The organism is Xanthomonas pisi DSM 18956 (genome assembly GCF_001010415.1).
In the GTDB taxonomy this organism is placed as follows: domain Bacteria; phylum Pseudomonadota; class Gammaproteobacteria; order Xanthomonadales; family Xanthomonadaceae; genus Xanthomonas; species Xanthomonas pisi.
Window position 1 is genome coordinate 46,501 of sequence record NZ_JPLE01000035.1, and the last position, 25,422, is coordinate 71,922.

General features: G+C 65.0%; 21 protein-coding genes and 1 tRNA gene. 8 read left to right on the top strand and 14 right to left on the bottom strand.

Annotated features, from left to right (window positions below; translation table 11 throughout):
• Positions 1-175: 175 nt before the first annotated feature.
• Positions 176-262 (bottom strand) — tRNA-Leu (locus Y887_RS09540).
• Positions 263-400: 138 nt separating this feature from the next.
• Between Y887_RS09540 and Y887_RS09545 the strand changes: the two genes are divergently transcribed.
• Together Y887_RS09545 and Y887_RS09550 are read left to right on the top strand one after the other, a co-directional pair.
• Positions 401-781 (top strand): response regulator, encoded by a 381-nt coding sequence (locus Y887_RS09545; RefSeq protein WP_046964096.1) that lies wholly within the window; start codon positions 401-403, stop codon positions 779-781.
• Between the two features lie 171 nt (positions 782-952).
• Positions 953-4,657 carry a PAS domain S-box protein gene (locus Y887_RS09550; protein ID WP_425476739.1) on the top strand — a complete coding sequence of 1,235 codons (3,705 nt, stop codon included), beginning with the start codon at positions 953-955 and terminating at the stop codon, positions 4,655-4,657.
• Between the two features lie 575 nt (positions 4,658-5,232).
• On the opposite strand, the gene Y887_RS09555 is transcribed toward Y887_RS09550, so the two are convergent.
• Together Y887_RS09555 and Y887_RS09560 are read right to left on the bottom strand one after the other, a co-directional pair.
• The gene (locus Y887_RS09555; RefSeq protein WP_046964098.1) at positions 5,233-7,599 is read right to left on the bottom strand and encodes a Tex family protein; all 2,367 of its coding nucleotides are present in this window, start codon (positions 7,597-7,599) and stop codon (positions 5,233-5,235) included.
• A gap of 244 nt (positions 7,600-7,843) precedes the next feature.
• The gene (locus Y887_RS09560) at positions 7,844-8,071 is read right to left on the bottom strand and encodes a hypothetical protein (protein ID WP_046964099.1); all 228 of its coding nucleotides are present in this window, start codon (positions 8,069-8,071) and stop codon (positions 7,844-7,846) included.
• A gap of 186 nt (positions 8,072-8,257) precedes the next feature.
• On the opposite strand from Y887_RS09560, the gene Y887_RS09565 reads away from it, so the two are divergent.
• Complete coding sequence (locus tag Y887_RS09565; protein WP_046964100.1) at positions 8,258-9,469, top strand: NAD(P)/FAD-dependent oxidoreductase; 1,212 nt, start codon at positions 8,258-8,260, stop codon at positions 9,467-9,469.
• Between the two features lie 139 nt (positions 9,470-9,608).
• Here Y887_RS09565 and Y887_RS09570 read toward each other — a convergent pair whose 3' ends face one another.
• The 5 genes from Y887_RS09570 to Y887_RS09590 all read right to left on the bottom strand — a co-directional run bounded on the left by Y887_RS09570 (position 9,609) and on the right by Y887_RS09590 (position 13,354).
• A complete protein-coding gene (locus Y887_RS09570; RefSeq protein ID WP_046964101.1) occupies positions 9,609-10,049 on the bottom strand; it encodes a hypothetical protein in 441 nt (146 codons plus the stop codon).
• 5 nt (positions 10,050-10,054) lie between these two features.
• Complete coding sequence (locus Y887_RS09575) at positions 10,055-10,252, bottom strand: PspC domain-containing protein (protein ID WP_046964102.1); 198 nt, start codon at positions 10,250-10,252, stop codon at positions 10,055-10,057.
• Between the two features lie 111 nt (positions 10,253-10,363).
• On the bottom strand, positions 10,364-11,440 hold the full coding sequence (locus Y887_RS09580) for a class III poly(R)-hydroxyalkanoic acid synthase subunit PhaC (protein ID WP_046964103.1): 1,077 nt from the start codon (positions 11,438-11,440) through the stop codon (positions 10,364-10,366).
• Positions 11,437-12,636: a class III poly(R)-hydroxyalkanoic acid synthase subunit PhaE gene (gene phaE / locus Y887_RS09585; protein ID WP_046964104.1), complete on the bottom strand. Its 1,200-nt coding sequence runs from the start codon at positions 12,634-12,636 to the stop codon at positions 11,437-11,439. Before phaE ends, Y887_RS09580 begins: the two co-directional genes overlap by 4 nt.
• 55 nt (positions 12,637-12,691) lie before the next feature.
• Entirely contained in the window at positions 12,692-13,354 is a 663-nt protein-coding gene (locus tag Y887_RS09590) for a CDP-alcohol phosphatidyltransferase family protein (RefSeq protein WP_181113271.1), read from the bottom strand.
• Positions 13,355-13,439: 85 nt separating this feature from the next.
• Between Y887_RS09590 and Y887_RS09595 the strand changes: the two genes are divergently transcribed.
• Complete coding sequence (locus Y887_RS09595) at positions 13,440-14,198, top strand: 3-hydroxybutyrate dehydrogenase (protein ID WP_046964105.1); 759 nt, start codon at positions 13,440-13,442, stop codon at positions 14,196-14,198.
• Between the two features lie 237 nt (positions 14,199-14,435).
• Here the strand turns inward: Y887_RS09595 and Y887_RS09600 are convergent, their stop codons facing one another.
• From Y887_RS09600 to ppsR, 3 genes are all read right to left on the bottom strand, one after another.
• Positions 14,436-14,924, bottom strand: coding sequence for an NUDIX hydrolase (locus Y887_RS09600; protein ID WP_046964106.1), 489 nt, complete (start codon positions 14,922-14,924; stop codon positions 14,436-14,438).
• A 207-nt stretch (positions 14,925-15,131) separates the two neighbouring features.
• Positions 15,132-15,641: a DUF1249 domain-containing protein gene (locus Y887_RS09605; protein WP_046964107.1), complete on the bottom strand. Its 510-nt coding sequence runs from the start codon at positions 15,639-15,641 to the stop codon at positions 15,132-15,134.
• A 198-nt stretch (positions 15,642-15,839) separates the two neighbouring features.
• Positions 15,840-16,661, bottom strand: coding sequence for a posphoenolpyruvate synthetase regulatory kinase/phosphorylase PpsR (ppsR, locus tag Y887_RS09610; RefSeq protein ID WP_046964131.1), 822 nt, complete (start codon positions 16,659-16,661; stop codon positions 15,840-15,842).
• Between the two features lie 142 nt (positions 16,662-16,803).
• On the opposite strand from ppsR, the gene ppsA reads away from it, so the two are divergent.
• Positions 16,804-19,182, top strand: coding sequence for a phosphoenolpyruvate synthase (gene ppsA, locus Y887_RS09615; RefSeq protein WP_046964108.1), 2,379 nt, complete (start codon positions 16,804-16,806; stop codon positions 19,180-19,182).
• Between the two features lie 5 nt (positions 19,183-19,187).
• Positions 19,188-20,147, top strand: coding sequence for a mechanosensitive ion channel family protein (locus tag Y887_RS09620; RefSeq protein WP_046964109.1), 960 nt, complete (start codon positions 19,188-19,190; stop codon positions 20,145-20,147).
• 214 nt (positions 20,148-20,361) lie between these two features.
• Here the strand turns inward: Y887_RS09620 and orn are convergent, their stop codons facing one another.
• From orn to mntR, 3 genes are all read right to left on the bottom strand, one after another.
• Positions 20,362-20,946: an oligoribonuclease gene (gene orn, locus Y887_RS09625; RefSeq protein ID WP_046964110.1), complete on the bottom strand. Its 585-nt coding sequence runs from the start codon at positions 20,944-20,946 to the stop codon at positions 20,362-20,364.
• A gap of 71 nt (positions 20,947-21,017) precedes the next feature.
• Positions 21,018-21,533, bottom strand: a complete 516-nt coding sequence (gene tadA, locus Y887_RS09630; protein WP_046964111.1) for a tRNA adenosine(34) deaminase TadA — start codon at positions 21,531-21,533, stop codon at positions 21,018-21,020.
• Positions 21,530-21,997 carry a manganese-binding transcriptional regulator MntR gene (mntR, locus tag Y887_RS09635; protein WP_046964132.1) on the bottom strand — a complete coding sequence of 156 codons (468 nt, stop codon included), beginning with the start codon at positions 21,995-21,997 and terminating at the stop codon, positions 21,530-21,532. Before mntR ends, tadA begins: the two co-directional genes overlap by 4 nt.
• A gap of 144 nt (positions 21,998-22,141) precedes the next feature.
• On the opposite strand from mntR, the gene Y887_RS09640 reads away from it, so the two are divergent.
• Together Y887_RS09640 and Y887_RS09645 are read left to right on the top strand one after the other, a co-directional pair.
• Positions 22,142-23,476, top strand: coding sequence for an Nramp family divalent metal transporter (locus tag Y887_RS09640; RefSeq protein ID WP_046964112.1), 1,335 nt, complete (start codon positions 22,142-22,144; stop codon positions 23,474-23,476).
• Between the two features lie 523 nt (positions 23,477-23,999).
• Positions 24,000-24,824, top strand: a complete 825-nt coding sequence (locus Y887_RS09645) for an alpha/beta fold hydrolase (protein ID WP_046964133.1) — start codon at positions 24,000-24,002, stop codon at positions 24,822-24,824.
• Positions 24,825-25,422 lie beyond the last annotated feature (598 nt).

Below are 25,422 nucleotides of genomic sequence, written 5' to 3' on the forward strand. Positions count from 1 at the left end.
CGACGTCAGCGCAGGCGGACGACATTGATGCCGACCGCTAAGGACCGACACCTCACGAGAACTCGCCGCGCACGTCGTGGCAGGGCGAAAGCGGTCGCCGGCACGACAAAACGGCATACAGCAAAAAGCCCCTCCGGATTGCGCCGGAAGGGCTTTCGCTGTTACCGCAACATCTTGGTGCCGAAGGTGGGACTCGAACCCACACGCTTTTAAGGGCGGCGGATTTTGAGTCCGCTGCGTCTACCGATTCCGCCACTTCGGCGTGGCCGCGCAGTATAGCGGCTTGCGAATGAAACGAACAGTGTCAGGACGCTCCTGACGAATTCAGGTGCAAGCGGCATCGGCAGCGCCGTGGCCGACCAGCCCCGATATACTGGCCGACTTGGTGAAGGAGTAAGCAATGTCGGTGTTGCGTGGAGTTCGGGTACTCGTGGTCGAAAACGATGACATGAATGCCATGCTGCTCGAGTTGCAGCTTGTCCACGCCGGTGCGGCTGTGGTCGGCCCCGTCGGTGAGGTGCAGGACGCGCTGCAGTTGATCCAGGACGATGCGCCGGATATCGCGGTGCTGGACTATCGCCTGGGCAATGGCCAGACCAGCGAGCCGGTTGCCCGCCTGCTGTCGGAGCGCGGCATTCCCTTTGTACTGGCAACCGGCGTTGCCAGCGGCAGCATTCCAAGCGGCTTCGAACGCGGCGTCATTCTGACCAAGCCCTATCTGTCCGAAGAACTTGTCGGTGCGCTGTCGCGTGCGCGTCAGCTGAGCGGCGCCAGCAGCTGACCGTCCCCGGTTGCCTGGCCGCGATCCGACCGGGTGTCGGCTGCGGTTGCCACCTGAGCGGTTGTCACTAGAATCAGGCATCGAAGATTTGCAGGTGGTTGCTGGATGGAGAATGCCGCCTCGCCGTTTGCCGGCCTGTTACCGCAGACGAGCGAAACTGCAGCATTGGTCATGGCATCGGCATGCGTGGCCGACCCACTGCTCTGCAGCAGTCAGCCGCTGCGCACCGCGCTGTCGGTATGCCTGCACGCAGCGCACCCGATGCTGTTGGTCTGGGGCGAGCACGCACGCTGCATCTATAACGATGCCTGCATCGCTTCGTTCGGCGCACGGCACCCTGCTGCATTCGGCCAGCCGCTTGCCGAGCTGACGACAAGCGACAGGCCTGGCAACCCGCCCGGCGGCGCAGGCGCTGCATTGAATCTGTCGACATGGTCGTGCAGTCCGATCGTGGATGCCGGCCAGCAGGTAGGTGCGTTGTATGTGGCCACTGCGCCTGCACGCAGCGCGCCCGAGTGGCGTAGCGATGCGGTGTCGCTTGCAGCGCCGCCAGCGCTCGACCAATCGCCGGCCTTCATGGCGGTGCTGCGGGGGCCCGACTACATCATCGAGAGCGTCAACCAACGCTTCCACGATCTTGTCGGCGAGCGCCCATTGCTGGGCCGCCCCTTGCTGGAGGCGATGCCGGAGATCGCCGATCAAGGCTATCTCGGCCTGCTCGACGAGGTGCGTCGTAGCGGCCGGCCCTTCATCGGCGAATCGATGACGGCCTATCTGCAGCGCACGCCCGGCAGCATGCTCGACGAAACCTTCGTGGACTTTCTGTACCAGCCGATGCGCGACAGCGACGGCCGCGTCGATGCGATCCTGGTGCACGGATTCGATGTCACCGCGCAGCGGCGCGTGGAAGGGCGCGACAGTTTTCTGCTGATGCTCGAAGACGCCTTGCAGCACGTCTCCGACCCACGGCACGTCATCGACACCAGCGTGCGCCTGCTAGGCGAACATCTGCAGGCCAATCGCTGTGCATTCGGACTGGCGGCCGAAGACGGCAGCATCATGCGCGTGATCAGCGACCATGTGCAGGACATGCCGAGCCTGCAGGGCGACTTCCCGATGGAAGTGGCCCGAGGCCTGCGCGATGCACTGCTGGCGAACCGGCCCTGGTTCACTACCGATGCGATGGCGCCGGGGGCGCCGGACTATGTGGCCGAGCAGTATCGCCACTCCGGCCTGCGCGCATCGCTGGCGATACCGCTGCATAAACATGGCCGTCTGGTCGCGGCGATCGGCGTGCATCAACGCGCACCGCGACGCTGGTTGTCGAGCGAAATCGAGCTGGTGCGGCTGGTGGCGGCCCGCTGCTGGGAGTTGATGCAGCGGGCCAAGGCGCAGCAGCAACTGGCGGCCAGCGAAGCGCGTCTGCGTCGGCTTGCAGACACCTTGCCGCAGATCATCTTCATTGCCGGACCGGATGGGCAGCCGCACTACTTCAATCAACGCTGGTACGAATACACCGGGCTGGATCCGGCCAACAACGAGAGCGCGGCGTGGCATCAGGCCCACACCGCCGATGGCCTGCGGTTGTCGGTGCAAACGTGGCAGGACGCACTGCTCGACACGCACGCCTACGAGATCGAATGCGAATTGCTGCGGTACGACGGCCAGGCGCGTTGGCATCTGGCACGCGCCCTGCCCGTGCGTGGCGACGACGGCCGTATCAGCGAATGGATCGGCACCTACACCGACATCCACGATCGCCGCACCTTCGAGCAGCAACTGCGCGAGAGCGAAATCCGCTTCCGTGCGTTGTGCGAGACGGTGCCGGCAATGATCTGGATGTCCGATGCGCAAGGCGACTGCGTGTACTGGAACCCGCGCTGGTACCACTTCACCGGACAAGCCGAAGATCAGGCCCTGGATCAGGGTTGGTGGGACGTGATGCACCCGGACGATGCCGGGCGCGTGCGGTTGGCGTTCGAGCAGGCACTGGAACGGCGCGGCGAATTCCTGGCCGAGTACCGTGTGCGCCGCCACGACGGGAAGTACCGCTGGTGCATCGATACCGCCTCGCCGCATTTCGCCAGCGATGGGCGTTTTCTCGGGCACATCGGCTCGCTCACCGATATCTCCGAACGCAAGCACATCGAAGATGCCACCGCGTCCGACCGCGCGATCCTGAGCCTGATCACGACCGGCGCGCCGTTGCCGGTGGTGCTGGATGCGATTGCATTGAGCGTGGAGGCGCGCGGTGAGATTGGCTTGTATTGCTCGGTGATGGTGCTGGACGAAGTGCGGCATACCTTGAGCTTCGGCTCGGCGCCGCATTTTCCAATCGCGTATCACGGCAACTTCGAGCCGGTGCCGATCGGTCCGGGTGGCCCGCCCTGTTCGCGCGCCGCGCATCTTGGCCGGCAGGTCATCTGCGCCGATCTCCAGGCCGAACCAAGTTTCGCTCCTCATCATGCGGTCTCGGCGATGCTGGGCATCGTGGCGTGCTGCGTGACGCCGATCCTGTCCAGCGATGGTCAGGTGTTGGGCACGCTCAACATCTACTACGACCGCCCGTATCTGCCGTCGCTGCGCGAACAGGCGATGGCGCGCTCTGCCTCGCACCTGGCCGGCATCGTGATCGAACGCACGCGCGTGGATGCCAAGCTCAAGCTGTCGCTGCAGGCGGAGACCGCTGCGCGCGGCCAGGCCGAACACGCCAGCCGGGTCAAGGACGAATTCCTGGCCACGCTCAGCCACGAATTGCGCACGCCGCTCAATGCGATTCTGGGATGGTCGCGACTGATGCAGTCGCAGGGCTTCGCGCCGGAGAATCTGGCAAAGGGCCTGGTCATCATCGAGCGTAGCGCGCGTGCGCAGACGCAGATCATCGACGACCTGCTGGACATGAGCGCGATCCTGTCCGGCAAGATTCGTCTGCAGTCCGGGCATTTCGACATTGCCGGATTGGCGCATAGCACCGTGGAGCTGATGCAGCCGGCCGCGCTGGCGCGCGACATCGCGTTGGAACTGGATGCACCGGCTGGCAGCGAGCTGTGGTTCTTTGGCGATGCCGGGCGCGTGCAGCAGGTGCTCACCAACCTGCTCAGCAATGCGCTCAAGTTCACCGCACCCGGTGGCAGCGTGCGCGTGGGCCTGGATGTGGAGGACGGGCGTCTGCGGCTATGCGTGCAGGACAGCGGGATCGGCATCGCGCCGGACTTCCTGCCGCATGTGTTCGATCGGTTTCGGCAGGCAGATGCCGGTACCACGCGCCGGGTTGGCGGCCTGGGGCTGGGGTTGTCGATTTCGCGCCAGTTGGTGGATCTGCACGGCGGCAGCCTTGGCGCCTCCAGCGCCGGCGAAGGCAAGGGTGCGACATTCACCATCGTGCTGCCGTTCCAGCATGGGGTCAGTGGTTTGCGCCCGCAATCGGCGGACTCGAGCCATCATGGGCCGCTTCCCGCCGATTGCCATGGGCGGCTGGATGGCGTGCGGGTGCTGCTGGTCGACGACGATCAGGATTCGCGCGAGGCGGTGCTGCAGTTTCTGCTCCTTGCCGGCGCACAGGTGCAGGCGGCCGGCTCGGTGGATGCGGCCGAACACTGTCTGGCCGCTGCAGCCTTCGACGTGCTGGTCAGCGATATCGCGATGCCGCTGCGCGATGGCTACGATCTGATCCGCACCGTGCGCGCCGGTCGCGCCGATCTGCCACGGCATATTCCGGCGATCGCGCTGACTGCCTACGTACACGAAGAAGACCGCGACCGTGCGGTGGCGGCCGGTTTCGATGCGCATATGGGCAAGCCGGTGGAGCCGCCCGGACTGGTCGATCTGATCGAAGGCTTGGTGGTGCCGATGCGCGCGGTACGCAGCAAAGCGTGAGATCGCCTGGAAACGCACTAAAACAGTGTGGTCAACCGAGTGCTGCTTGCAGCACATACACCGACCATCCCAACAGGTCCTTGCCTGCCCACCGTCGCGGGACCTTACGCGGCATGGATGCCGCGTAAGCGCCTACATGGACGTACTTGCGGCGTGTCCTGCGATGGTGGGCGGGCAAGGGCCCTGCAGCCAAGCTGCAGATCAAGCGCTCTGCATACCTGATTGATCTGCCCGCTAGGCTCCCCAAAAGGCACACGCCGCCATTTTGAGCAGCGGCGTTATTTAGCTGCAGAACGATGCCTACGCCCAAAGCTCAGGGAGTCGAGTGCGCGGTGCCCTCGCCACTTGCGGGACACGCCGTGAATCCATCCATGGACGCTCCTTGGCGGCATCCATGCCGCCAAGGGTCCCGCAACCGACGAGCACACCGCACCAGAAGTTGGTCGGTGGTCATGTGGAAACCCTGCTTGTTAGCGAGCTGCCCAAGCGATCCAATCGCAGCCGGACCCGCCGCCTTGCGAGCGGATCTATCTACATTGCCCGGCCACGCCATGACAGCCGCCGGGCACGCTGGCTCAGGTGCGCTTGGCGCGGGCGAATGCGGCTGCCAGTGCGTTATCGGCCGGCGGCGCAGTAGTGCGCGGCTTGCCGTTGCCCTGCGCCGGTCCACGTCCACCACCACCGTCGCGACGGCCCTGCCCCGGCCCGCCATTGCCACGCGTATCGCGCGACTGCGACGCGCCATCGGCAGCCGGCGGCGTGTCGGACAGGCGGCAGGTCAGTGCGATGCGCTTGCGCGCCACGTCCACTTCCAGCACCTTGACCTTGACGATATCGCCGGCCTTGACCACATCGCGCGGATCCTTGACGAAGGTGTCCGACAACGCCGAGATATGCACCAGTCCATCCTGGTGCACGCCGATATCGACGAACGCACCGAATGCGGCCACGTTGCTGACCACGCCTTCGAGCACCATGCCCGGCTTGAGGTGCTTGATGTCCTCGATACCTTCGGCAAATTGCGCGGCCTTGAACTCCGGGCGCGGGTCGCGGCCGGGTTTTTCCAGCTCCTTGAGGATGTCGCGCACGGTCGGCACACCGAACTGCGCATCGGTGAACAGCTCCGGCTTCAAGCCGCGCAGGAAGCTGCCATCGCCCAACAACGCCTTGATCGGCTTGCCGGTGTTGGCCACGATGCGCTCGACCACCGGATAGGCTTCCGGATGCACGGCCGACACATCCAGCGGCTCGTCGCCATCGGCGATGCGCAAGAACCCCGCGCATTGTTCGAAGGTCTTGTCGCCCAGGCGCGGCACCTTCAGCAGGTCCTTGCGGCGCTTGAACGGGCCGTTGTCGTCGCGATGGCGCACGATATTCTCCGCCACCGTGCCGGACAGTCCGGACACGCGCGACAGCAGCGCCGCCGAGGCGGTGTTGACGTACACGCCGACCGCGTTGACGCAGTCTTCCACCCGCGCCTCCAGCGCCTTGGCCAGGCGATACTGATCCACGTCGTGCTGGTACTGGCCCACGCCGATCGCCTTGGGCTCGATCTTGACCAGCTCGGCCAGCGGGTCCTGCAGGCGCCGCGCGATGGACACCGCACCGCGCAGCGAGACATCCAGCTCGGGGAATTCCTTGGCGGCAAACTCGGACGCCGAATACACCGACGCACCCGCCTCGCTGACCACGACCTTCTGCAACTTGGTCGCCCCGCACAACGCAATCGCCTCGCCGGCCAGCTTGTCGGTCTCGCGGCTGGCGGTGCCGTTGCCGATCGCGATCAGCTCCACGTTGTGCTGCATGCACAATTTCTTGATGGTCTGCAGCGACTGGTCCCATTGCCGCTTGGGTTCATGCGGGTAGATCGTCTCGGTGGCGACCAGCTTGCCGGTGGCATCGACCACGGCGATCTTGCAGCCAGTGCGGATACCCGGATCCAGTCCCAGCACCACGCGCGGACCGGCCGGCGCGGCCAGCATCAGGTCCTTGAGGTTGTCGCCGAATACGGCAATCGCTTCGGCCTCGGCCTTTTCGCGGGCCTGGTTGAACAGGTCCAGCAGCAGGTGCATGTGCAGCTTGGCGCGCCAGGTCAGGCGGCAGGCGTCCAGCAACCAGCGGTCGGCCGGGCGGCCCTGGTTGGAAATGCCGGCGCTGCGCGCCACGCGGCCTTCGGCGTACTGATGCCCGGCTTCGGCATCGCTGCCCGGGTCCAGGTCCAGGTACAGAAATTCTTCGCGGCGCGCGCGAAACAGCGCCAGCAACCGGTGCGACGGAATCTTTGCCAGCGACTCGGCGTGGTCGAAGTAATCGCGGTACTTGGCACCGGCCTCTTCCTTGCCCTCGGCCACGCGCGCGCGGATCACTCCGTTATCGTTGAGCCAGCTGCGCAGTTCGCCGACCAGCGCGGCATCTTCGCCCCAGCGCTCCATCAGGATCGCGCGCGCGCCTTCCAGCGCAGCCTTGCTGTCGGCCACCCCCTTGTCGGCGTCGATGAATGCGGCAGCGGCGACGTCCGGTGTCTGCGTCGGATCGGCCAGCAAGCCATCGGCCAACGGCTCCAGTCCGGCTTCACGCGCGATCTGCGCACGCGTGCGGCGCTTGGGCTTGTAGGGCAGATACAGGTCTTCCAGCCGCGATTTGGTGTCGGCAGCGGCGATCTCGTTGCGCAGTTCGTCGCTGAGTTTGCCCTGCTCGCCAATGCTGGACAGGATCGCTGCGCGGCGGTCTTCCAGCTCGCGCAGATAGGTCAGGCGCGTTTCCAGGTTACGAAGCTGGGTATCGTCCAGACCGCCGGTGACTTCCTTTCGGTAGCGGGCGATGAACGGCACGCTGGCGCCTTCGTCGAGGAGGGCGATGGCGGCACGCGCCTGGGCGGGTTGGGCACCGATCTCGTCGGCGATGGTGCGAGCGATCTGCTGGGCAAGCTGGCTATCGTGCATGACGGCGCGGCCGGAGCCGCTTCACTGAAAAAAGCATTTTCGCAGTGCCGGCCCGCCGCGGGAACCCGTTGACAGGATCTCCATAACACTATGCCGGCGCGTCTTTCGACGGCTGACAAGCTCTAGCGGGCGATCGTCAGGTAGTGACAGATGGTGCGTAAGAGCTGAAGTACCGTTGCGATACCTGCAGCAGTGGACACTTGGCGCCCACTGACAGTGAGCGCAGTCGTCCGGTCGGCTGCGCTTAGCTGGCGCGACCTGCGTAATACGTGGCCGCACGCTCGACCAGGATGCTTTCGTGCAGCGTTTCCAGCGCCATGACGCGGATCTTGCCGACGTCCTTCAGCGGCACCATCCGTTCCACATAGACCTCCGGGCCGGCGTCGGTCATCGCCCGCGACTTGCTGAACCCGTAAGGCACAACGCCCTTGTCGCCATCTTTGCTGCCACCGACGTACAGGACAATCGACATACCCCACCCTCTTGTTGCAGTTGCTGCGTTGGGGCGCGAGCATAACCAGCGCGCCGTGAGGAGCTTTCCACGCACGTTAACGCCGGCTGTTTGCGGTTTGGTGACGGCCTCCAGGCAAGCCGCGCCTCACGGCCACTTCACCGCGCTTGGCCGCCCAATCGCGATCCCCCGTTCTCACGACATCGCATGGACCTCAAAAGTGGCTACCCGTTCTGGTCGATCCGTAACGGATTGATGCGTGCCTATCCACGCCTGGAGCAAGACACCCACAGCGAGGTGGTGATTGTGGGCGGCGGAGTGACCGCGGCGCTGATTGCGCACGAGCTGCTGCGCAATGGTCATGAAGTGGTGGTGGTCGAACAACGCGAAATCGGCTGGGGCAGCACCTCGGCCAGCACGGCGCTGCTGCAGTACGAAATCGATACGCCACTGATCGACCTGGCCAAGCGGCATGGCATGCCGGCTGCCGCGCTCGCCTACGGCGCCTGCGCGCAGGCCATCGTCGATCTGCAGGATCTGTGCGATAGCGTGGGCGGTTGCGATTTCACCCGCCAGGACAGCCTGTATTACGCCAGCCGTCGGCGTGACCTGAAGGACCTGCGTGGCGAGCTCGATGCACGCCAGACGCATCGGCTGCCGGTGGAATGGGTCGACCGCGAGGCGTTGTGGCACGACTACGGCGTGCGCTCGGAGGGCGCAATCCTCAGCCGCCTGGCCGGCAGCGTCGACCCGTATCGCCTCTGCTATCGCCTGTTTGCCGAATGCGAGCAATACGGCGCACGCATCTTCGATCGCACCACCATCGCTGCCATCGTCCCGCACGATCAACACGTCGAATTGCGCACACGCGACGGCGTCGTGCTGCATGCCAAGCAGGTGATCCTGGCTGCAGGCTACGGCAACCAGCAGTGGCTGTCGCAGCGCGTGGCACGCAATCGCAGCAGCTACGCCTTCGTGACCGACCCGCTGCACGACAGCGAGATCGGCGCGCTCAAGCACACCATGATGTGGGAGACCGCACGCCCGTATCTGTACATGCGCAGCACGCCCGATGGCCGTGTGGTGGCCGGTGGCGAAGACGACGACGTGGACATCCCTGCACGCCGCGATGCGCGCGTGCAAAGCAAATTGAAGACGCTGCTGAAAAAGATCGGCAAGACCATGCCGGACGCGCGTCTACGCCCGGTGTTTGCGTGGGGCGGCACGTTTGCCGAAACCGCCGACGGCCTGCCCTTCTTCGGCACGCATGCCGAGCAAGGCCCGCGCGTGTCGTTCGCGATGGCCTATGGCGGCAACGGCATCACCTACAGCGCAATCGGCGCCGGCTTGCTGCGTGCGCAACTGGAAGGAAAGCCGCACCCGCTGTCGGACCTGTTCGGATTTTCGCGAGTTGGTTGAGAGCGGATGCTCTCTTGCAGCGCAGTCGCTGAGCGTGTTTCTGTCAGCGAGAGGGACTGACTCCTCACAACCGGGGTGTACGCGCAGGCTTGGAGATTAGCGCAGGAGCGTTCTCAGTCACTGCAGGTCCAGGTCGTGCCTACGACCACCACGGCCACCAACCGCGGCCGTGCATGGCATAGGCGTCGGCCGCCCGTTCCAGCGGATTGCGCACATGGATGCCGCCGCACATCAGATACACCGGCAGGAACAGCGGCCCGAGCAGCATGTATTGATAGACGTGCGCGCGCTCGTGATCGCCCAGGCGCACCGGCGGATGCTCGCAGCGGCCGGCCGCGTGCGCATAGGTGCTGCATTGCAGATCCAGCGATGCGCCCTTGAGCAGGATCACATTGCCCAGCGTCATCGCCCCGCCCGGCCCCCAGGGCCAGGCATGGAAGACAAGCGCGAGCTCGTGCGCCGACCAGCGTGGGCGCGCGCCGAAACAACTGCCGACCGCACCGATCAACAGGCCAAGCACGGTGTTGGGCAGCGTCCACAACGCGCCCAGCACCAGCCATGGCGATGGCGCGTGCCGCAACGGGCTCAGTCGGCCTGATTGGGGATCAGCAGCCACAGGATCAGGTAGACCAGGATGCCGGGGAACGCCGCCGACGCGATCGAGACGATCACGAACACGATGCGCAGCAGCGTGGAGCTCCATCCGAAACGACGCGCAATGCCGCCGACGACGCCGGCGATCATGCGGTCATTGAGGGAACGGGACAGTGCAGTGGTGGCCATGGCAAGGCTCCTTGAAACGTAGCGCGCAGTCTAAAAAGCCGGGCGGCAGCGGACCGTGATGGGCGGCGGCATGCGGTCGCACACAAGATCGGCGCGGTTGCACCCGGCGCGTCAGGCGCTGCGGTCGCGCTCCTGCAACCAGCGATGGATGGCCACCGGCACCTCGCGCTGGGCACGTCCGGACACGTAGATCCCGATGTGTCCACCGCGAAAACTCAGCTCGCTGTAGTCGTCGCTGCCGACCAGCCCACGCAGTGCACGCGAGGCATCCGGGGGCACCAGATGGTCGTGTTCGGCGTAGATATTGAGCACCGGCATATCGACGTCCTGCAGGTCCACCGCCTGCCCGCCGATGCTCACCTGGCCGGTGACGAGCCCGTTGCGCTGGTAGAACAGCGTCACGAATTCGCGGAACGCCTCGCCCGCCAGATCCGGCGAATCGAAGATCCACTTTTCCATGCGCAGGAAGTCTTCCAGCGCCTGCTTGTCGTCGAGGATGTCGAGCAAGCCGACGTACTTCTGCAGGTTGAGCCGAAACGGCTTGAGCATCAGGTAACTGGCGTTCATCAGATCCGCCGGCACGTTGCCCATGGTGTCCACGAACAGATCCACATCCACCATGCGCGCCCAGTTGGACAGCATGTTGTCGGGGGTGTGGAAATCCACCGGCGTCACCATGGTGATCAGGTTGCGTACCTTGTGCCGTTGCAACGCGGCGTAGCACAGCGAAAAGGTGCCACCCTGGCAGATGCCGAGCACGTCCACCGCATCCAGCCCCGATTGCGCACGCAGGTGGTCCACCGCGCCATCGATGTAGCGCAGCAGGTAGTCCTCGAGCGTGAGATAGCGCTCGGAGCGATCCGGGTAGCCCCAGTCCAGCACATAGACGTCCTGGCCGTGACTCAACAGGCCCTTGACCAGCGATCGATCGGCCTGCAGATCCACCATGTACGGGCGATTGACCAACGCATACACGATCAGCAGCGGTGTCCTGGCCACCGGTGCCTGCTCGCCGACAAAGCGATACAACACCACCTTGCCGTCGCGCCAGATTTCTTCGCGCTCGGTCACCCCGTAGTCGACGTCTTCCACACCGGGCAGCAGTTTCAGGCCTTCGCGCAGCTTGCGTTGCAGCGACAGGGTTTCCTGCATCAGGTCTTCGGCGCTGAATCCCAACGGCCCTTTCATGCCTTGGCTCCACGTGGCGTGCGTGCGGCCGGCTTGCCGCCGGACGCCTTGCCGGACGAGGGTTTCGATGCGGCGTTCGCTGTAGCGGGCTTCTTGGCCGCAGCTGCTGCCGCTGCGGTCTTCTTGGCCGCGGGTTTCTTGGCGGCGGCCTTCTTTACTGCACCGGTTGCAGCGGCCGGCTTGCGCGCAGCGGCGGCGTCGGGCGCCGCTGCGCGCCTGGGCGGGGACGCGGCCTGCGGATCGTCTGGCGTGGCGTCGGCAGGCTTGCCCGCCGTCCTGGTGCTGGCGGCGGTACGCAACATCCGTCGCACCGCACGCTCCAGTTCTGCGATACGGCGATGGGCGGCATCCATCTCCGAGCGCGTCGGCATCCCGAAGCGCTCGCTGAGTTGCTCTACTTCCTCCTGCAAGGCCGCGCGCAAGCGCATATGCGCATTGGCGAAGCCGCCGTACACGTCGCGGAACCGATCCGACAACGCGACATCTGCATAGGATTCTTCGGCCGCCTCGATCCACAGATCGAACAAGGCGCGCGCGCTGGTCAACTGGCTGCCGCTGCTTTCGTGCTCGCTCAACTTGGTGGTGAAACGGGTGAAGGCCTGCTCGATCGCGGCCTTGAGTTGCTCGCCGTAGGCCTGCGACTGCGCCTGATAGTCCTGTTGCGCGCGCGCCAGTTTCTGCAGGCGCGCCTGATGATTGCGGTTCAAGCCGAAGGCTGGCATGTCCAGCCACGGCGCGTTTTCCTCGCGCCATTTGCCCAGGGTCTGTGCCGCCTCCTGCAGCCACGGGTCGAAGCCGCCCGGGCTGCCGCCGCGCAGCGAGCCCAGCGTCCACTGCATCAGTTGTTCGCCCTGCCCCTGCACGGCGCGCCGCCAGGCATCGGAGACTTCGTTGGCGGAGGTGTCGCGGCCGGCGAACTGCCCGGCCACCTGTTGCATGGTGCCGAACCAGCCGCCAGCCTGGGTCCGGAAGCGGTCGATGGCTTCCTGCGCCTGCGGCGCTGCCTGGGTGGGCAACAGCTGCGACCACCAGTCCACCGCCTTGCGCCAGTCCTGCGGGGCGTCGCCGCCGGGCGCCGGCGGTGGCTGCGCAGCGGACCCAGACTGGCCGTGGCGCATGGCGTCTCCCCAGGCGGCCCAATACTGGCGCGCCTTGTCCTCGACATTGCCGTTGTCCGAACCGCTGCTTGCCATCATGCCCTCCTGTGACGATCCACCGAGCCATCCTACCGCGTGAGACCCGGCGTGCCGCTCAGGGTTTGGGAATCCGCAACGTCTTGCTGATCATCAGCGAGCCGGAGATGGCGAACAGCAGCACCAACGGATGGAACTGCCAGGGCCCGAGCTGCCACTGGCCCCACCACAGGGATTGGCCGATATGGCCGGTGCTGGCGGCGACCGCGAGCAGGATCACCAGCACCAGACTGGTCGGAATCGGCGTGCCTTCGAAGTACGGCACCTTGTCGGCCTCGCCGGCGATCTCTTCGGCGGTCACGTTGTAGCGCGCCAGCCGGCTCACGCCGCAGCAGACGAAATAGCTCAGGACCAGCCAATCCCAGCCGCCACGCATGCCGCAGGCGTAACCAAGCGCCGCAGGCGCCACGCCGAAGGAGATCACGTCGGCCAGCGAATCCAGCTCGCGGCCCAGCGTGGAAGACGCCTTGCGCCAACGCGCGACATGCCCATCCAGCGCGTCGAAGACGAACGCCAGCGGAATCAACGCCATGCCCAGCAACAGGTCGCCCCGGTGTCCTTCCTGCAGAAACCGCATCGCGGCGAAGACCGCTCCGGTCCCGCAGAAGGCATTGGCCAGCGTGAACCAGTCCGCAAGTTGAAAATCGCGCAGCATCGAAAAATGGCGTTTCATGCGGAACCTGATCAGAGCGAGGCGCAAAGGGTAACGCGCGGGGGCCATGCAGGCGACCGTTTCGCCGTCCTCCGCTAGGCTGGCGATCAGCGTGGCCACTCCCGGCCGCGCATCACAGTGAAGGACACCCGAGATGCGCAGCATCCTGATCACCGGCGCGGGCAGCGGCATTGGCGCCGGCATCGCCACCCACCTGGCAGGCGACGGCCATCATCTGCTGGTCAGCGACATGGACCAGGACGCTGCCGGGCACACGGCCCAGCGCATACGCGATGCCGGCGGCTCGGCCGAGGCCCTTGTGCTGGATGTCACCGACGAGGACAGCATCGCGCATGCGCTGTCCAGCGCCTCGCAGCCGCCGCAGGTGCTGGTGAACAATGCCGGGCTGCAGCAGGTGGCCGCGCTGGAAGACTTCCCGATGCAGCGTTGGGCGCTGCTGGTCGAGGTCATGCTGACCGGCGCGGCGCGACTCAGCCGTGCAGTGCTGCCGGGCATGCGCGCGGCAGGCTACGGCCGCATCATCAACATCGGCAGCATTCATTCGCTGGTCGCCAGCCCTTACAAGAGCGCGTATGTGGCCGCCAAGCATGGCCTGGTCGGCCTGGCCAAGGTGATCGCGCTGGAAACCGCCGACTGCGACATCACCGTCAACACGCTCTGCCCCAGCTATGTGCGCACACTGCTGGTGGAGCGCCAGATCGCCGATCAGGCGCGGACGCGCGGCATTGCCGAAGAGGCGGTGATCCGCGATGTGATGCTCAAGCCGATGCCCAAGGGCGCCTTCATCGAGTACGACGAGCTGGCCGGCACAGTGGCGTTCCTGATGTCGCCTGTGGCCCGCAATATCACCGGGCAATCCATCGCCATCGATGGCGGCTGGACCGCCCAGTAAACGCACTGGCGAAATTTTGACCAGCCGGCAGGAGCGTGTTGCGCCGCAAGGGGTGTGCGCACTTGTCCACAGACTTGCGCAGCGTCCATCCACAGGGGATGTGGAAAACTGTGCAGGCAATCACCGCCTGGCTGATGACGAAGACCGCCGACGGCACGGGTGAGCCCGGCGAGTGCGAGGTGGCATGCCGGCGGCCCGACGCGCGGCAGCCGCGCAGGACGGCCCGACGGCAATCGATCAGACCCGCGAATAGCTCCACGATTGCATGCGCCCGTCGCGATACGGCATCACCCCATGGAAGGGGCGCGGGTCGCCATCGAACACCAGCGGCAGGAAGTTGCGGTCGCCCTCCCACATCGGCACCTGGTCCATCTGCGCAAGCGGCACCCATTCCAGCGTGCCTTCCGGATTGGAGGTCTGCGGGGTGCCGTCGAAGCTGCGGATCAGGAACACGAAGCCCAGCCAATCCTCGCCCTGCTTGCCGAACCCGGGCCAGCTGATGGTGCCGCGCAGTTGCATGTCGCCGCACTCCACGCCGGCTTCTTCGCGGATCTCGCGGCGCATGCAGGCCAGCACGTCTTCATCCGGCTCCACCTTGCCGCCGAGCCCGTTGTATTTACCCAGGTGCTGATCGCCGGGGCGGGCATTGCGGTGGATCATCAGCACCTGCGTACCGTCCGGCGACAACAGATAGCCAAGCGTGGCGACAATCGGGGTATAGGGCATGGCGCGCGATCTGCAACGAAGCGCATCAGTATGACCGATGCCACGCGTGCCGCGTGGCGCAAGCGGTGATCAAATGGGGTGTCGTCGTCGCGCAGGTGCATTGGCTGCGACTGGCATTGGGATCCGGGCATGCATGCAGATGACTCGCCGCCCCCAGCCAACGGCCGCGCTCGCTGGCGACGCGCACGCACCCGCTACTGATTGCGCTTAACCGACAATTGCCTGCGCGCTGGGCCGCGGCGGCGCCACGTAGTCGGTGTCCAGCCGCAGGGTGGCAACCCCATGGCCGCGTTCGGCCAGGTATTCCAGCCACTTGCCCAGGAAGGTATTCATGCGCATGCGGTGGCTGATCAGCTCGGCCGGTGGCGGAAACATGCCCATCACGTCCTGCCAGCGACGGCCCACGTAGCAGTGAGTGGTCTCGGCCTGACGTGCATCGCGGTACAGACGCACATAGGCAGACGGGTCCGGCTCACCGGTCACCGGGTCGCACAGATCGTAGGTCAGGCGCAGCTCGACGGTATAGCGATGGCATTCGATCACGTCCAGCCGCAGGTTCAACCCATCCCCGATCGACGACACATACGACCCAGGCGCCAGATCGGCCGGCGCAAACAGACGGGTGAGATGCTGGAAGTTTTCTGCGTACAACCCCATCAGCCAGCCGAACCGGCTCAGACGGGGGATGATTTCGAGTTTGCTCAATGCTTGGGCCATGCACCGATCCTACACGCTGCGCTGCCGCACGGGCAGCATTGACGAGAGCCCAATGTCAGGCCTACCTTGGCGGAGCACTGCCCCGCCCGCTTGATGTCCCTTGCGCTGCCAGGCCGTCCGACCAATCGCGGCAGCATCCGGATTGCGAACGCGCCGCGTGCCTGCCCAATCCCAAATCCCGTCCCACCCATCCCGGCCTCAGAACATCTCGCGCTGCAGCCCCAGGGTCGACAACACCTTGCTGGAGATTTCCTCGATCGACGTATTGGTGGTACTGAGCGTGGGAATGCGCTCCATCTGGAACATGCGCTCGGCGGTTGCCACCTCGCGTCGGCAGGTCTCTGCCGCGCTGTAGCGCGAGTTGGCGCGACGCTCCTGGCGGATCTGCTGCAGACGCTCCGGGTCGATGGTCAGGCCGAACAACTTGTTGCGGTAGTTGCGCAACCGCGGCGGCAGGTGCTCGTTCTCCAGATCCTCTTCGGTCAACGGATAGTTGGCTGCGCGGATGCCGTAATGCAAGGCCAGATAGATGCACGTTGGCGTTTTGCCGGCACGCGATACCGCCACCAGAATCACATCGGCCTCGTCATAGTTGAGGGCAATGCCATCGTCGTGGCTCAACGCGAAGTTCATCGCATTGATGCGTCGGTGATAGGTCTCGAAATCGACCATGCCGTGCGCGCGGCCCACGCGCGAATGTCGCGGCGCGTTGAGCTCGCGCTCCAGCGGCTCGATGAAGGGCGCAAACACATCCAGCATCAGCGCGCCGCTTTCGGCCAGGATCATGCTCAGCTGCGGATCGACGCAGGAATTGACCACCACCGGGCGCACCTGGTAACGCTCGCCGGCAGCGCGCACCCGCAGCGCGGCATCGCGTGCTTTTTCTGCATCGTCAATGAACGACATGCGGTCGGTGACGAAGTTGAATCCACTGAATTGGGTGAGCAGGCTATGCCCAATCGTTTCAGCGGTGATACCGGTTCCATCGGAGACGTAAAACACCGGCCGAATTGTTGACATCAAGACCACCTCTTTGAACTGGTGTCCAAAAGTTACGGGTTCATGCTTGTGCAGGCTCCGCTGTGCACTGCATCATAGCGGCTTCTTCCTACGGTCGCGGCCATTCAGCCCGCTCGGGCGATGGCCTTACGGAGCATCGCGCTTGAACGAGAATATCCTGTGGTTGCATGAGCTACGCCTGGCCGACCTGGCCCGCGTAGGCGGTAAGAACTCCTCGCTCGGCGAGATGATCGGCAACCTGGCCGGGCTGGGCGTTTCGGTTCCCGGTGGATATGCGACCACTGCCGAAGCGTTCAAGGACTTCATCGCGCACAACGATCTGTCCAAGCGCATTTTCGACAAGCTCGCGACGCTGGACGTCGAAGACGTCACCGCACTCACCGCGGCCGGCAAGGAAATCCGCGGCTGGGTGATCGATGCCCCGCTGCAGCCGGAACTGGACCGCGACATCCGCACCGCCTATGCGCAGCTGTGCGCAGAAAATGGTGGCGGCGGCGTCGCGGTGGCAGTGCGTTCTTCTGCCACCGCAGAAGACCTGCCCGATGCCTCGTTCGCAGGCCAGCAGGAAACCTTTCTCAATGTGACCGGCGCCGACGATGTCGTGCACAAGGTCAAGGAAGTGTTCGCCAGCCTCTACAACGACCGCGCGATTGCCTACCGCGTGCACCATGGCTTCAAGCACGAAGACGTGTTCCTGTCGGCGGGCGTGCAGCTGATGGTGCGCTCGGGCGTGGGTGCGGCTGGCGTGTTGTTCACGCTCGACACCGAGTCCGGCTTCCGCGACGTGGTGTTCGTCACCTCCAGCTTCGGTCTGGGCGAAGTGGTCGTGCAGGGCGCGGTCAACCCGGACGAGTTCTACGTCTACAAGCCCACGCTCAGTGCAGGCAAGCCGGCCATCCTGCGCCGCTCGCTCGGCAGCAAGGCGATCCGCATGGTGTACTCGGATGTGCCCGGCGAGCGCGTGCGTACCGAAGACACGCCGGTGGAACTGCGCAATACCTTCTCGATCAGCGACGAAGACGTGCAGGAGCTTTCCAAGCAGGCGCTGGTGATCGAAAAGCATTACGGCCGCCCGATGGATATCGAGTGGGCCAAGGACGGCGTGAGCGGCAAGCTGTTTATCGTGCAGGCGCGACCGGAAACGGTGAAGTCGCGCAGCCACGCCACCCAGATCGAGCGCTTCTCGCTGGAAGCCAAGGACGCCAAGATCCTGGTCGAAGGCCGCGCGGTCGGCGCCAAGATCGGTAGCGGCGTCGCACGCGTGGTGCGCTCGCTGGACGACATGAATCGCGTGCAGGCGGGCGATGTGCTGATTGCGGACATGACCGATCCCGATTGGGAGCCGGTGATGAAGCGCGCGTCGGCCATCGTCACCAACCGCGGCGGCCGCACCTGCCACGCGGCGATCATCGCGCGCGAACTCGGCGTGCCGGCCGTGGTCGGCTCGGGCAATGCCACCGATGTGATCAGCGATGGTCAGGAAGTGACGGTGAGCTGCGCCGAAGGCGACACCGGCTTCATCTACGACGGCCTGCTGCCGTTCGAGCGCACCACCACCGACCTGGGCAACATGCCGCCTGCCCCGCTCAAGATCATGATGAACGTGGCCAACCCGGAGCGCGCCTTCGACTTCGGGCAGCTGCCTAATGCCGGTATCGGCCTGGCACGTCTGGAAATGATCATTGCCGCGCATATCGGCATCCATCCCAATGCGCTGCTGGAATACGACAAGCAGGATGCCGACGTCCGCAAGAAGATCGACGCCAAGATCGCCGGTTATGGCGATCCGGTCAGCTTCTACGTCAACCGTCTGGCCGAAGGCATCGCGACGCTGACTGCGTCGGTGGCGCCGAACACGGTGATCGTGCGCCTGTCGGACTTCAAGTCCAACGAGTACGCCAACCTGATCGGCGGCTCGCGTTACGAGCCGCACGAAGAGAACCCGATGATCGGCTTCCGTGGCGCCAGCCGCTATGTCGACCCGTCCTTCACCAAGGCGTTTGCGCTGGAGTGCAAGGCGGTGCTGAAGGTGCGTAACGAGATGGGCCTGGACAACCTCTGGGTGATGATCCCGTTCGTGCGCACGCTGGAAGAAGGCCGCAAGGTGATCGAGGTGCTGGAGCAGAACGGGCTCAAGCAGGGCGAGAACGGGCTGAAGATCATCATGATGTGCGAGCTGCCGTCCAACGCGCTGCTGGCCGACGAGTTCCTGGAGATCTTCGACGGTTTCTCGATCGGCTCCAACGACCTGACCCAGCTGACCCTGGGCCTGGACCGCGATTCTTCGATCGTGGCGCACCTGTTCGACGAGCGGAACCCGGCGGTCAAGAAGCTGCTGTCGATGGCGATCAAGTCGGCGCGCGCCAAGGGCAAGTACGTGGGCATCTGCGGCCAGGGGCCGTCGGATCATCCGGAGCTGGCCGAGTGGTTGATGCAGGAAGGCATCGAATCGGTGTCGCTGAATCCCGACACCGTGGTCGATACCTGGCTGCGTCTGGCCAAGCTCAAGAGCGAGGGCTGACCGGAATGGTGGGTGCTTTGTTGGCAGCGGCTGCGGGAGCAGTCGCTGCGAAGCCGGCGGCAGCCAAGGCGGCGGAGCCCGCGTTCAACTGGGCCAACATCCCCTGGGCGCAATACGCGCTCAACTGGGGGCTGGCGCTGCTGATTTTGGTGGTCGGCATGTGGCTGGCCAAGCAACTCAGCCAGTGGCTGCACCGTGCGCTGACCCGCGCCCGCATCGAGATCACGCTGACCAACTTCCTGCGCAACGTGTCGTATGCGTTGCTGCTGGTGCTGGTATTCGTCAGCGCGCTGAGCAAGATCGGCGTGCCGCCGACCTCGCTGATCGCGGTACTGGGTGCGGCCGGTCTGGCCGTCGGCCTGGCGTTGAAGGATTCGCTATCCAACATCGCCGCCGGCGTGATGCTGATCGTGCTGCGGCCGATGCGCGACGGCGACCACGTGGTGATCGCCGGCCAGGAAGGCATCGTGGACGAGATCCGGATCTTCCAGACCCGGCTGCGTAGCTTCGACGAACGCATGATCACCCTGCCCAACAGCACAATCACCACCGCGCCCATCGTCAACTACAGCACCCTGCCCAACCGTCGCCTGGAAGTGACCGTTGGCGTGGGATATGGCGACGATCTGAAGAAGGCACAGCAACTGCTGCTGCAGATCGCCAAGGACAATCCGAACATCCTGGATGCGCCGGCGCCGTTCGTGCAGGTCACCAACCTGGGCGAGAGCACGGTGGACCTGATGCTGTTCGCCTACGCCACCAACGGCAATTTCGGCGCCGCCAAGAGCACCACATTGGAGCAGATCCGCAACCAACTGCTGGAAAACGGGCTGAACATTCCGTATCCGCAGCGCGACCTGCATGTGTATCACCACGATGCCGACGGCAAGCCGATCTCCGATCTGTTGCTCAAAGGCATTACCGATGATGGCGATCTGAACAAGGGACCTTCGTTGGCGCGTTGATGCGGCGAGACAGGCAATCCCGCAGTAGAAAACAAACAGGCCGCATCGGACGATGCGGCCTGTTTTATTCGTATGGATTGCTCGGAGTCGTGTTTGCAAGCCTTGCAACCAAGTGACGTTGACAGGCGCTTCAATGGCGCGCTGGACACATCAAGATTGCTGGACGCCTCAAGCCACCGCACGCCCAGACTGCGGAACACACGCCGGCAGTTTCTCAGCCTTCCACACCCACAGCGGTATCGCCGCCGAGTGCACCCATGAACTGGCGGTAGTGACGTAGTTCGTCGATGGAATCGCGCACATCGCTCAATGCGGTGTGCGCCGAGCTCTTGGCAAAACCATTTGCCACCGTCGGCGCCCAGCGGCGCGCCAGCTCCTTGATGGTGGACACGTCGAGATTGCGGTAGTGGAAATAACGCTCCAGGCGCGACATCTGGCGATGCAGGAAGCGGCGGTCCTGGCAGATCGAGTTGCCGCACATCGGCGAGGCGCCGGCGCGGATCCACTCGCCCAGAAACGCCACCGTCTGCGCTTCGGCCTGTGCATGGGTGACCTGGCTGTCGAGCACGCGTTGCCACAGGCCCGAGCGACGGTGCTGGTTGCGGTTCCACTCGTCCATCGCTTCCAGGGTGGCCAGCGGGTGGGCGATGGCCAGTTCCGGCCCTTCGGCAAGCACGTTCAACTGCGCATCGGTCACGATGGTGGCGATCTCGATGATCGAATCGCGATCGGTATCCAGGCCGGTCATTTCCAGATCGATCCAGATCAGTCGGTCGTTGCCCGCAACGTTGTCTGCCATATCACCGTCCTGTGGAGGCCGTTGCCGGCCGGGGTACTGAAAGGGCGCGCATCATACCGCGGCCGTGCCGCTCAGGGCACGAGCGGCGGCTTGCCACGCTTGGCGCGAAAATAATTGGTCAGCCGCAGGCTTGCCTCTGCCGCCAGCACGCCGCCCGCCACCTGCACGCGATGGTTGTGACGCGGGTAGGCCAACAGGTCGAACACACTGCCGCAGGCGCCGGTCTTGGGGTCGCTGGCGGCGAACACCACGCGGGCGATGCGCGCATGGATCATGGCCATGGCGCACATCGCGCACGGCTCCAGCGTGACGTAGAGCGTGCAGCCGATCAGGCGGTGATTGGCCAGGCGGCGCCCGCCTTCGCGCATGGCCATGATCTCGGCATGCGCGCTGGGGTCGTGGCTGGCGATGTTGTAGTTCCAGCCCTCGCCCAGCACGTTGCCATCGGTGTCGATCAGCACCGCCCCGACCGGGATTTCGTCATAGTCGCGTTCGGCACGCTCGGCCAGCTGCAGGGCGTGCTGCATCCAGTGCGTATCGATGGCCGCCTGCGACGTATCGACCAGCGGTGCGGCCGGCGCACTCACGTGGCCGGACCGCCCTGGCGATCGAGAAACGCGGCGAACGCGGCAACGGTGGCCTCGCTGACATGGTGTTCGATGCCTTCCGCATCGCGACGGGCGGTGGCTTCGTCGATGCCCAGTGCGAGCAGGAAGCGCTCGACGATCTGATGCCGCTGGCGGCTGGAGGCTGCCAATGCCTCGCCGGCGGGGGTCAGGAACACGCCGCGGTACGGGCGCTGTACCACCCAGCCGTCGCGGACCAGGCGCTTGAGCATCTTGGCCACGGTGGGCTGCGCCACGCCCAGGCGCGCGGCGATATCGACCTGACGGGCCTCGCCGCCGTCGACCAATAGATCGGAGATCAGCTCCACATAGTCCTCGACCAGCTCGGCGCGGCGCGCTTCGCGCACCTGGCGGAAGCTCTCCATATGCACCTGCGCATCGATCAGGGACGGCGCAGCCGCCGCCAGCTTTTCGCTCTTGCCCACCCGCATCCTCGTCGTCGCGTCCGGCATCGGTGCCGGGTGCGTAGTGTGAAGCACGCGGCCGATCAATACGATTGAGTTTGCCAATGCTCAACAGCATAGCACTTGCTATATCATCCCTACGACCGCCCTCGCCCCCTGCCCTGCATGTCCGCCGACATCCTTCCCCCCGCACGTTCGTCCGCCTCCAGCAACGGCGGGTTGGGCGACCATCACGGCAGTGTGGCCGTGCCCAGGAACGGCCATTGGTGGTTCCGTCTGCTCGCATTTCTGGGCCCCGGCTACATGGTGTCGGTGGGTTACATGGATCCGGGCAACTGGGCGACCGATCTGGCCGGCGGCTCGCAGTTCGGCTATCTGTTGCTGTCGGTGATCCTGCTGTCCAATGTCATGGCGATCGTGTTGCAGAGCCTGTCGGCGCGGTTGGGCATCGCCACCGGGCTGGATCTGGCGCAGGCCTGCCGCGCGCGCTACCCGCGTGGCGTGAACCTGGCGCTCTGGGTGCTGTGCGAGCTGGCGATCATCGCCTGCGATCTTGCCGAAGTGATCGGCACCGCGATCGCGTTGAAGCTGTTGTTCGGTATTCCGCTCACCGTGGGCGCGATCATCACTGCGATCGATGTGGTGCTGGTGCTGTTGCTGATGAATCGCGGCTTCCGTGCACTGGAAGCGTTTGTGATGGCGTTGCTGCTGATCATCTTCGTGTGCTTCGGCATCCAGATCGCACTGGCGGCACCGCCGATCGCGGCAGTGCTGGGCGGCTTCATTCCGCGTGCGCAGGTGGTCACCGATCCGCAGGCGCTGTATCTGGCCATCGGCATCATCGGCGCCACCGTGATGCCGCATAACCTGTATTTGCATTCGTCGATCGTGCAGACGCGCGCCTATCCGCGCACCGACGACGGACGTCGCTCGGCGCTGCGCTGGGCGGTGACCGACAGCACCGTGGCGCTGATGTTCGCGTTGTTCATCAACGCGTCGATCCTGATTCTGGCCGCAGCGGTGTTCCATGCGCAGGGCCGCACCGATGTGCAGGAGATCGAACAGGCGCATGCCCTGCTCGCGCCGATGCTGGGCGTGGGGCTGGCCTCGACGTTGTTTGCGGTCGCCCTGCTCGCCTCCGGCGTCAACTCGACGGTCACCGCGACGTTGGCCGGACAGATCGTGATGGAAGGCTTTTTGCAATTGCGCTTGCCGCCGTGGGTGCGCCGCTTGCTCACCCGCGGCATCGCCATCGTGCCGGTGGTGGTGGTGACCTGGTTGTACGGCGAGGCCGGCACTGCGCGGCTGTTGGTGTTGAGCCAGGTCGTGCTGTCGATGCAATTGCCGTTTGCGGTGATCCCGCTGGTGCGCTTTGTCTCGGACCGAACCCTGATGGGCAAGCTGGTGGCCCCGGCCTGGCTGGTACGCATGGCCTGGGTGATTGCAGCAGTGATCGTTGTCTTGAACGGCAAGCTGCTGTGGGACACCGCGCTGCACTGAGTGACGGGCACAACCGGCGTGGTCGATGCGATACGGCATCGGCGCGCGCTGCGGAACCAGGCAGCGATGCACGGAGGGGCTTTGATCGGCGCTGCATTGCGTTCGTGCGACGTGGATGCCTGGACGATCCACAACCGCGCATCGACTGCAGCGAACGAGCTGATCCGCAACACTGGGGATAACCGCTGTAGAGCGCACGCAGATGCAATCTGCGCTGCAACGCAGGCGGTCTACTGCCCGCATGCACCGGCACGCCCGTGGCCTGCGTCGCACTGCGTGGCGCAGGCCCATGCAAGCACGATGCGCTCGCATCGTGCCATCGCCGGGCTGCATGCCCCTCGCCCCAGGAGTGTTTATGGATCCGTTCGAGGCGCATCCGGCCGACGCCGGACGCCGCAGCTTTCTCATCACCGGCACGGTCGCCGTGGCAGCGTTGTCGCTACCCGCGTTCGCCACTGCCGCACCTCCCGCACGCGCCCCCGCCGCCACCTCACCCCACTCGTCCACTCACGGAGTCAACCCGATGTCCAATTTCGTCAAACGCCCCGACGGCGCCAACATCTTCTACAAGGATTGGGGCAAGGGCCAGCCGGTCGTCTTCGCACATGGCTGGCCGCTCAGCGGCGATGCCTGGGACCCGCAAATGCTGTTCATGGGCCAGCACGGCTACCGCGTGATCGCACACGATCGCCGCAGCCATGGCCGCTCGTCGCAGACCTGGGATGGTAACGACATGGACACCTATGCGGACGATCTGGCTGCAGTGATCGACGCACTGGACCTGAAGGACGCGATCCTGGTCGGCCATTCCACCGGCGGTGGCGAAGTGGCCCATTACGTCGGCCGCCATGGCAGCAAGCGCGTGGCCAAGGTGGTATTGGTCGGTGCAGTGCCGCCGCAGATGGTCAAGAGCCCAACCAATCCGGGCGGCCTGCCGATGAGCGTGTTCGACGGCATCCGCGATGGCGTTGCCAAGGACCGTTCGCAGTTCTATCAGGACCTGACCACGCCGTTCTTCGGTGCCAACCGTGACGGCAACACCGTCACCCAGGGCATGCGCGATGCGTTCTGGCTGCAGGGCATGCTGGGCGGCCACAAGGGGCAGTACGACTGCATCAAGGAATTCTCCGAGGTCGATTACACCGCCGACCTGAAGAAGATCGACGTGCCGGCGCTGGTGGTGCATGGCGACGACGACCAGATCGTGCCGATCGATGCATCGGGCAAGTTGTCGGCCAAGATCATCAGCAACGCCGAACTGAAGATCTACGCTGGCGCGCCGCACGGGTTGACCATCACCCATGCCGATCAGTTCAACAAGGATCTGCTGGCCTTCGCCAAGCGCTGATTCTTGCTTCACTGCCTAAGACAAAGGCCGGCTCGTGAGAGCCGGCCTTTTGTTTTGGTGCGCGTTGCTTTGCTGCGCGCAGATCCGTTGTGATCGGGCTGGCTGTCTCAGCGTCGACAGGCCTGTTGCCAGTGGCGCCCCAATGCGCCTCCTGCAGGCGAGCTTGGACCCACGCCGTGCTCGCAAGGATGCCGAACCAGCAAGCGGGATGGCGACGGTGCACCTTCGCAGCGTGGTCGCAACACCGCGCAACGGACCAGCTTCAGGCATGGATCGGCCAGCCACCGGTGAGCGCAGCAGCCAGTGCCCGCAAGAAGCCGCCATGCAGCACGACCACCGGCAACGCGACGCTCAGCTAAGGCAGTGCCGGCAATGGCAGGTCAGGCAGTCGCAGCCAATGTCGATCGGCAGCGCAAGCAATACGCCGAGCGGTGAAGGACACGTGCGCTGCCCTGGCTAACCGTGCGGCCGATCGGGCCGCTGCCAGCAAGCAGGTTGCGCCCCGTCCGTTGGGCCAGCAGGCGCTCCAGCATTGCGTTCGCTCAGGTCATTGCCAGCGCCGGCAACCGGCCTCACGCGCGGCAGGCGTGGCCGACCT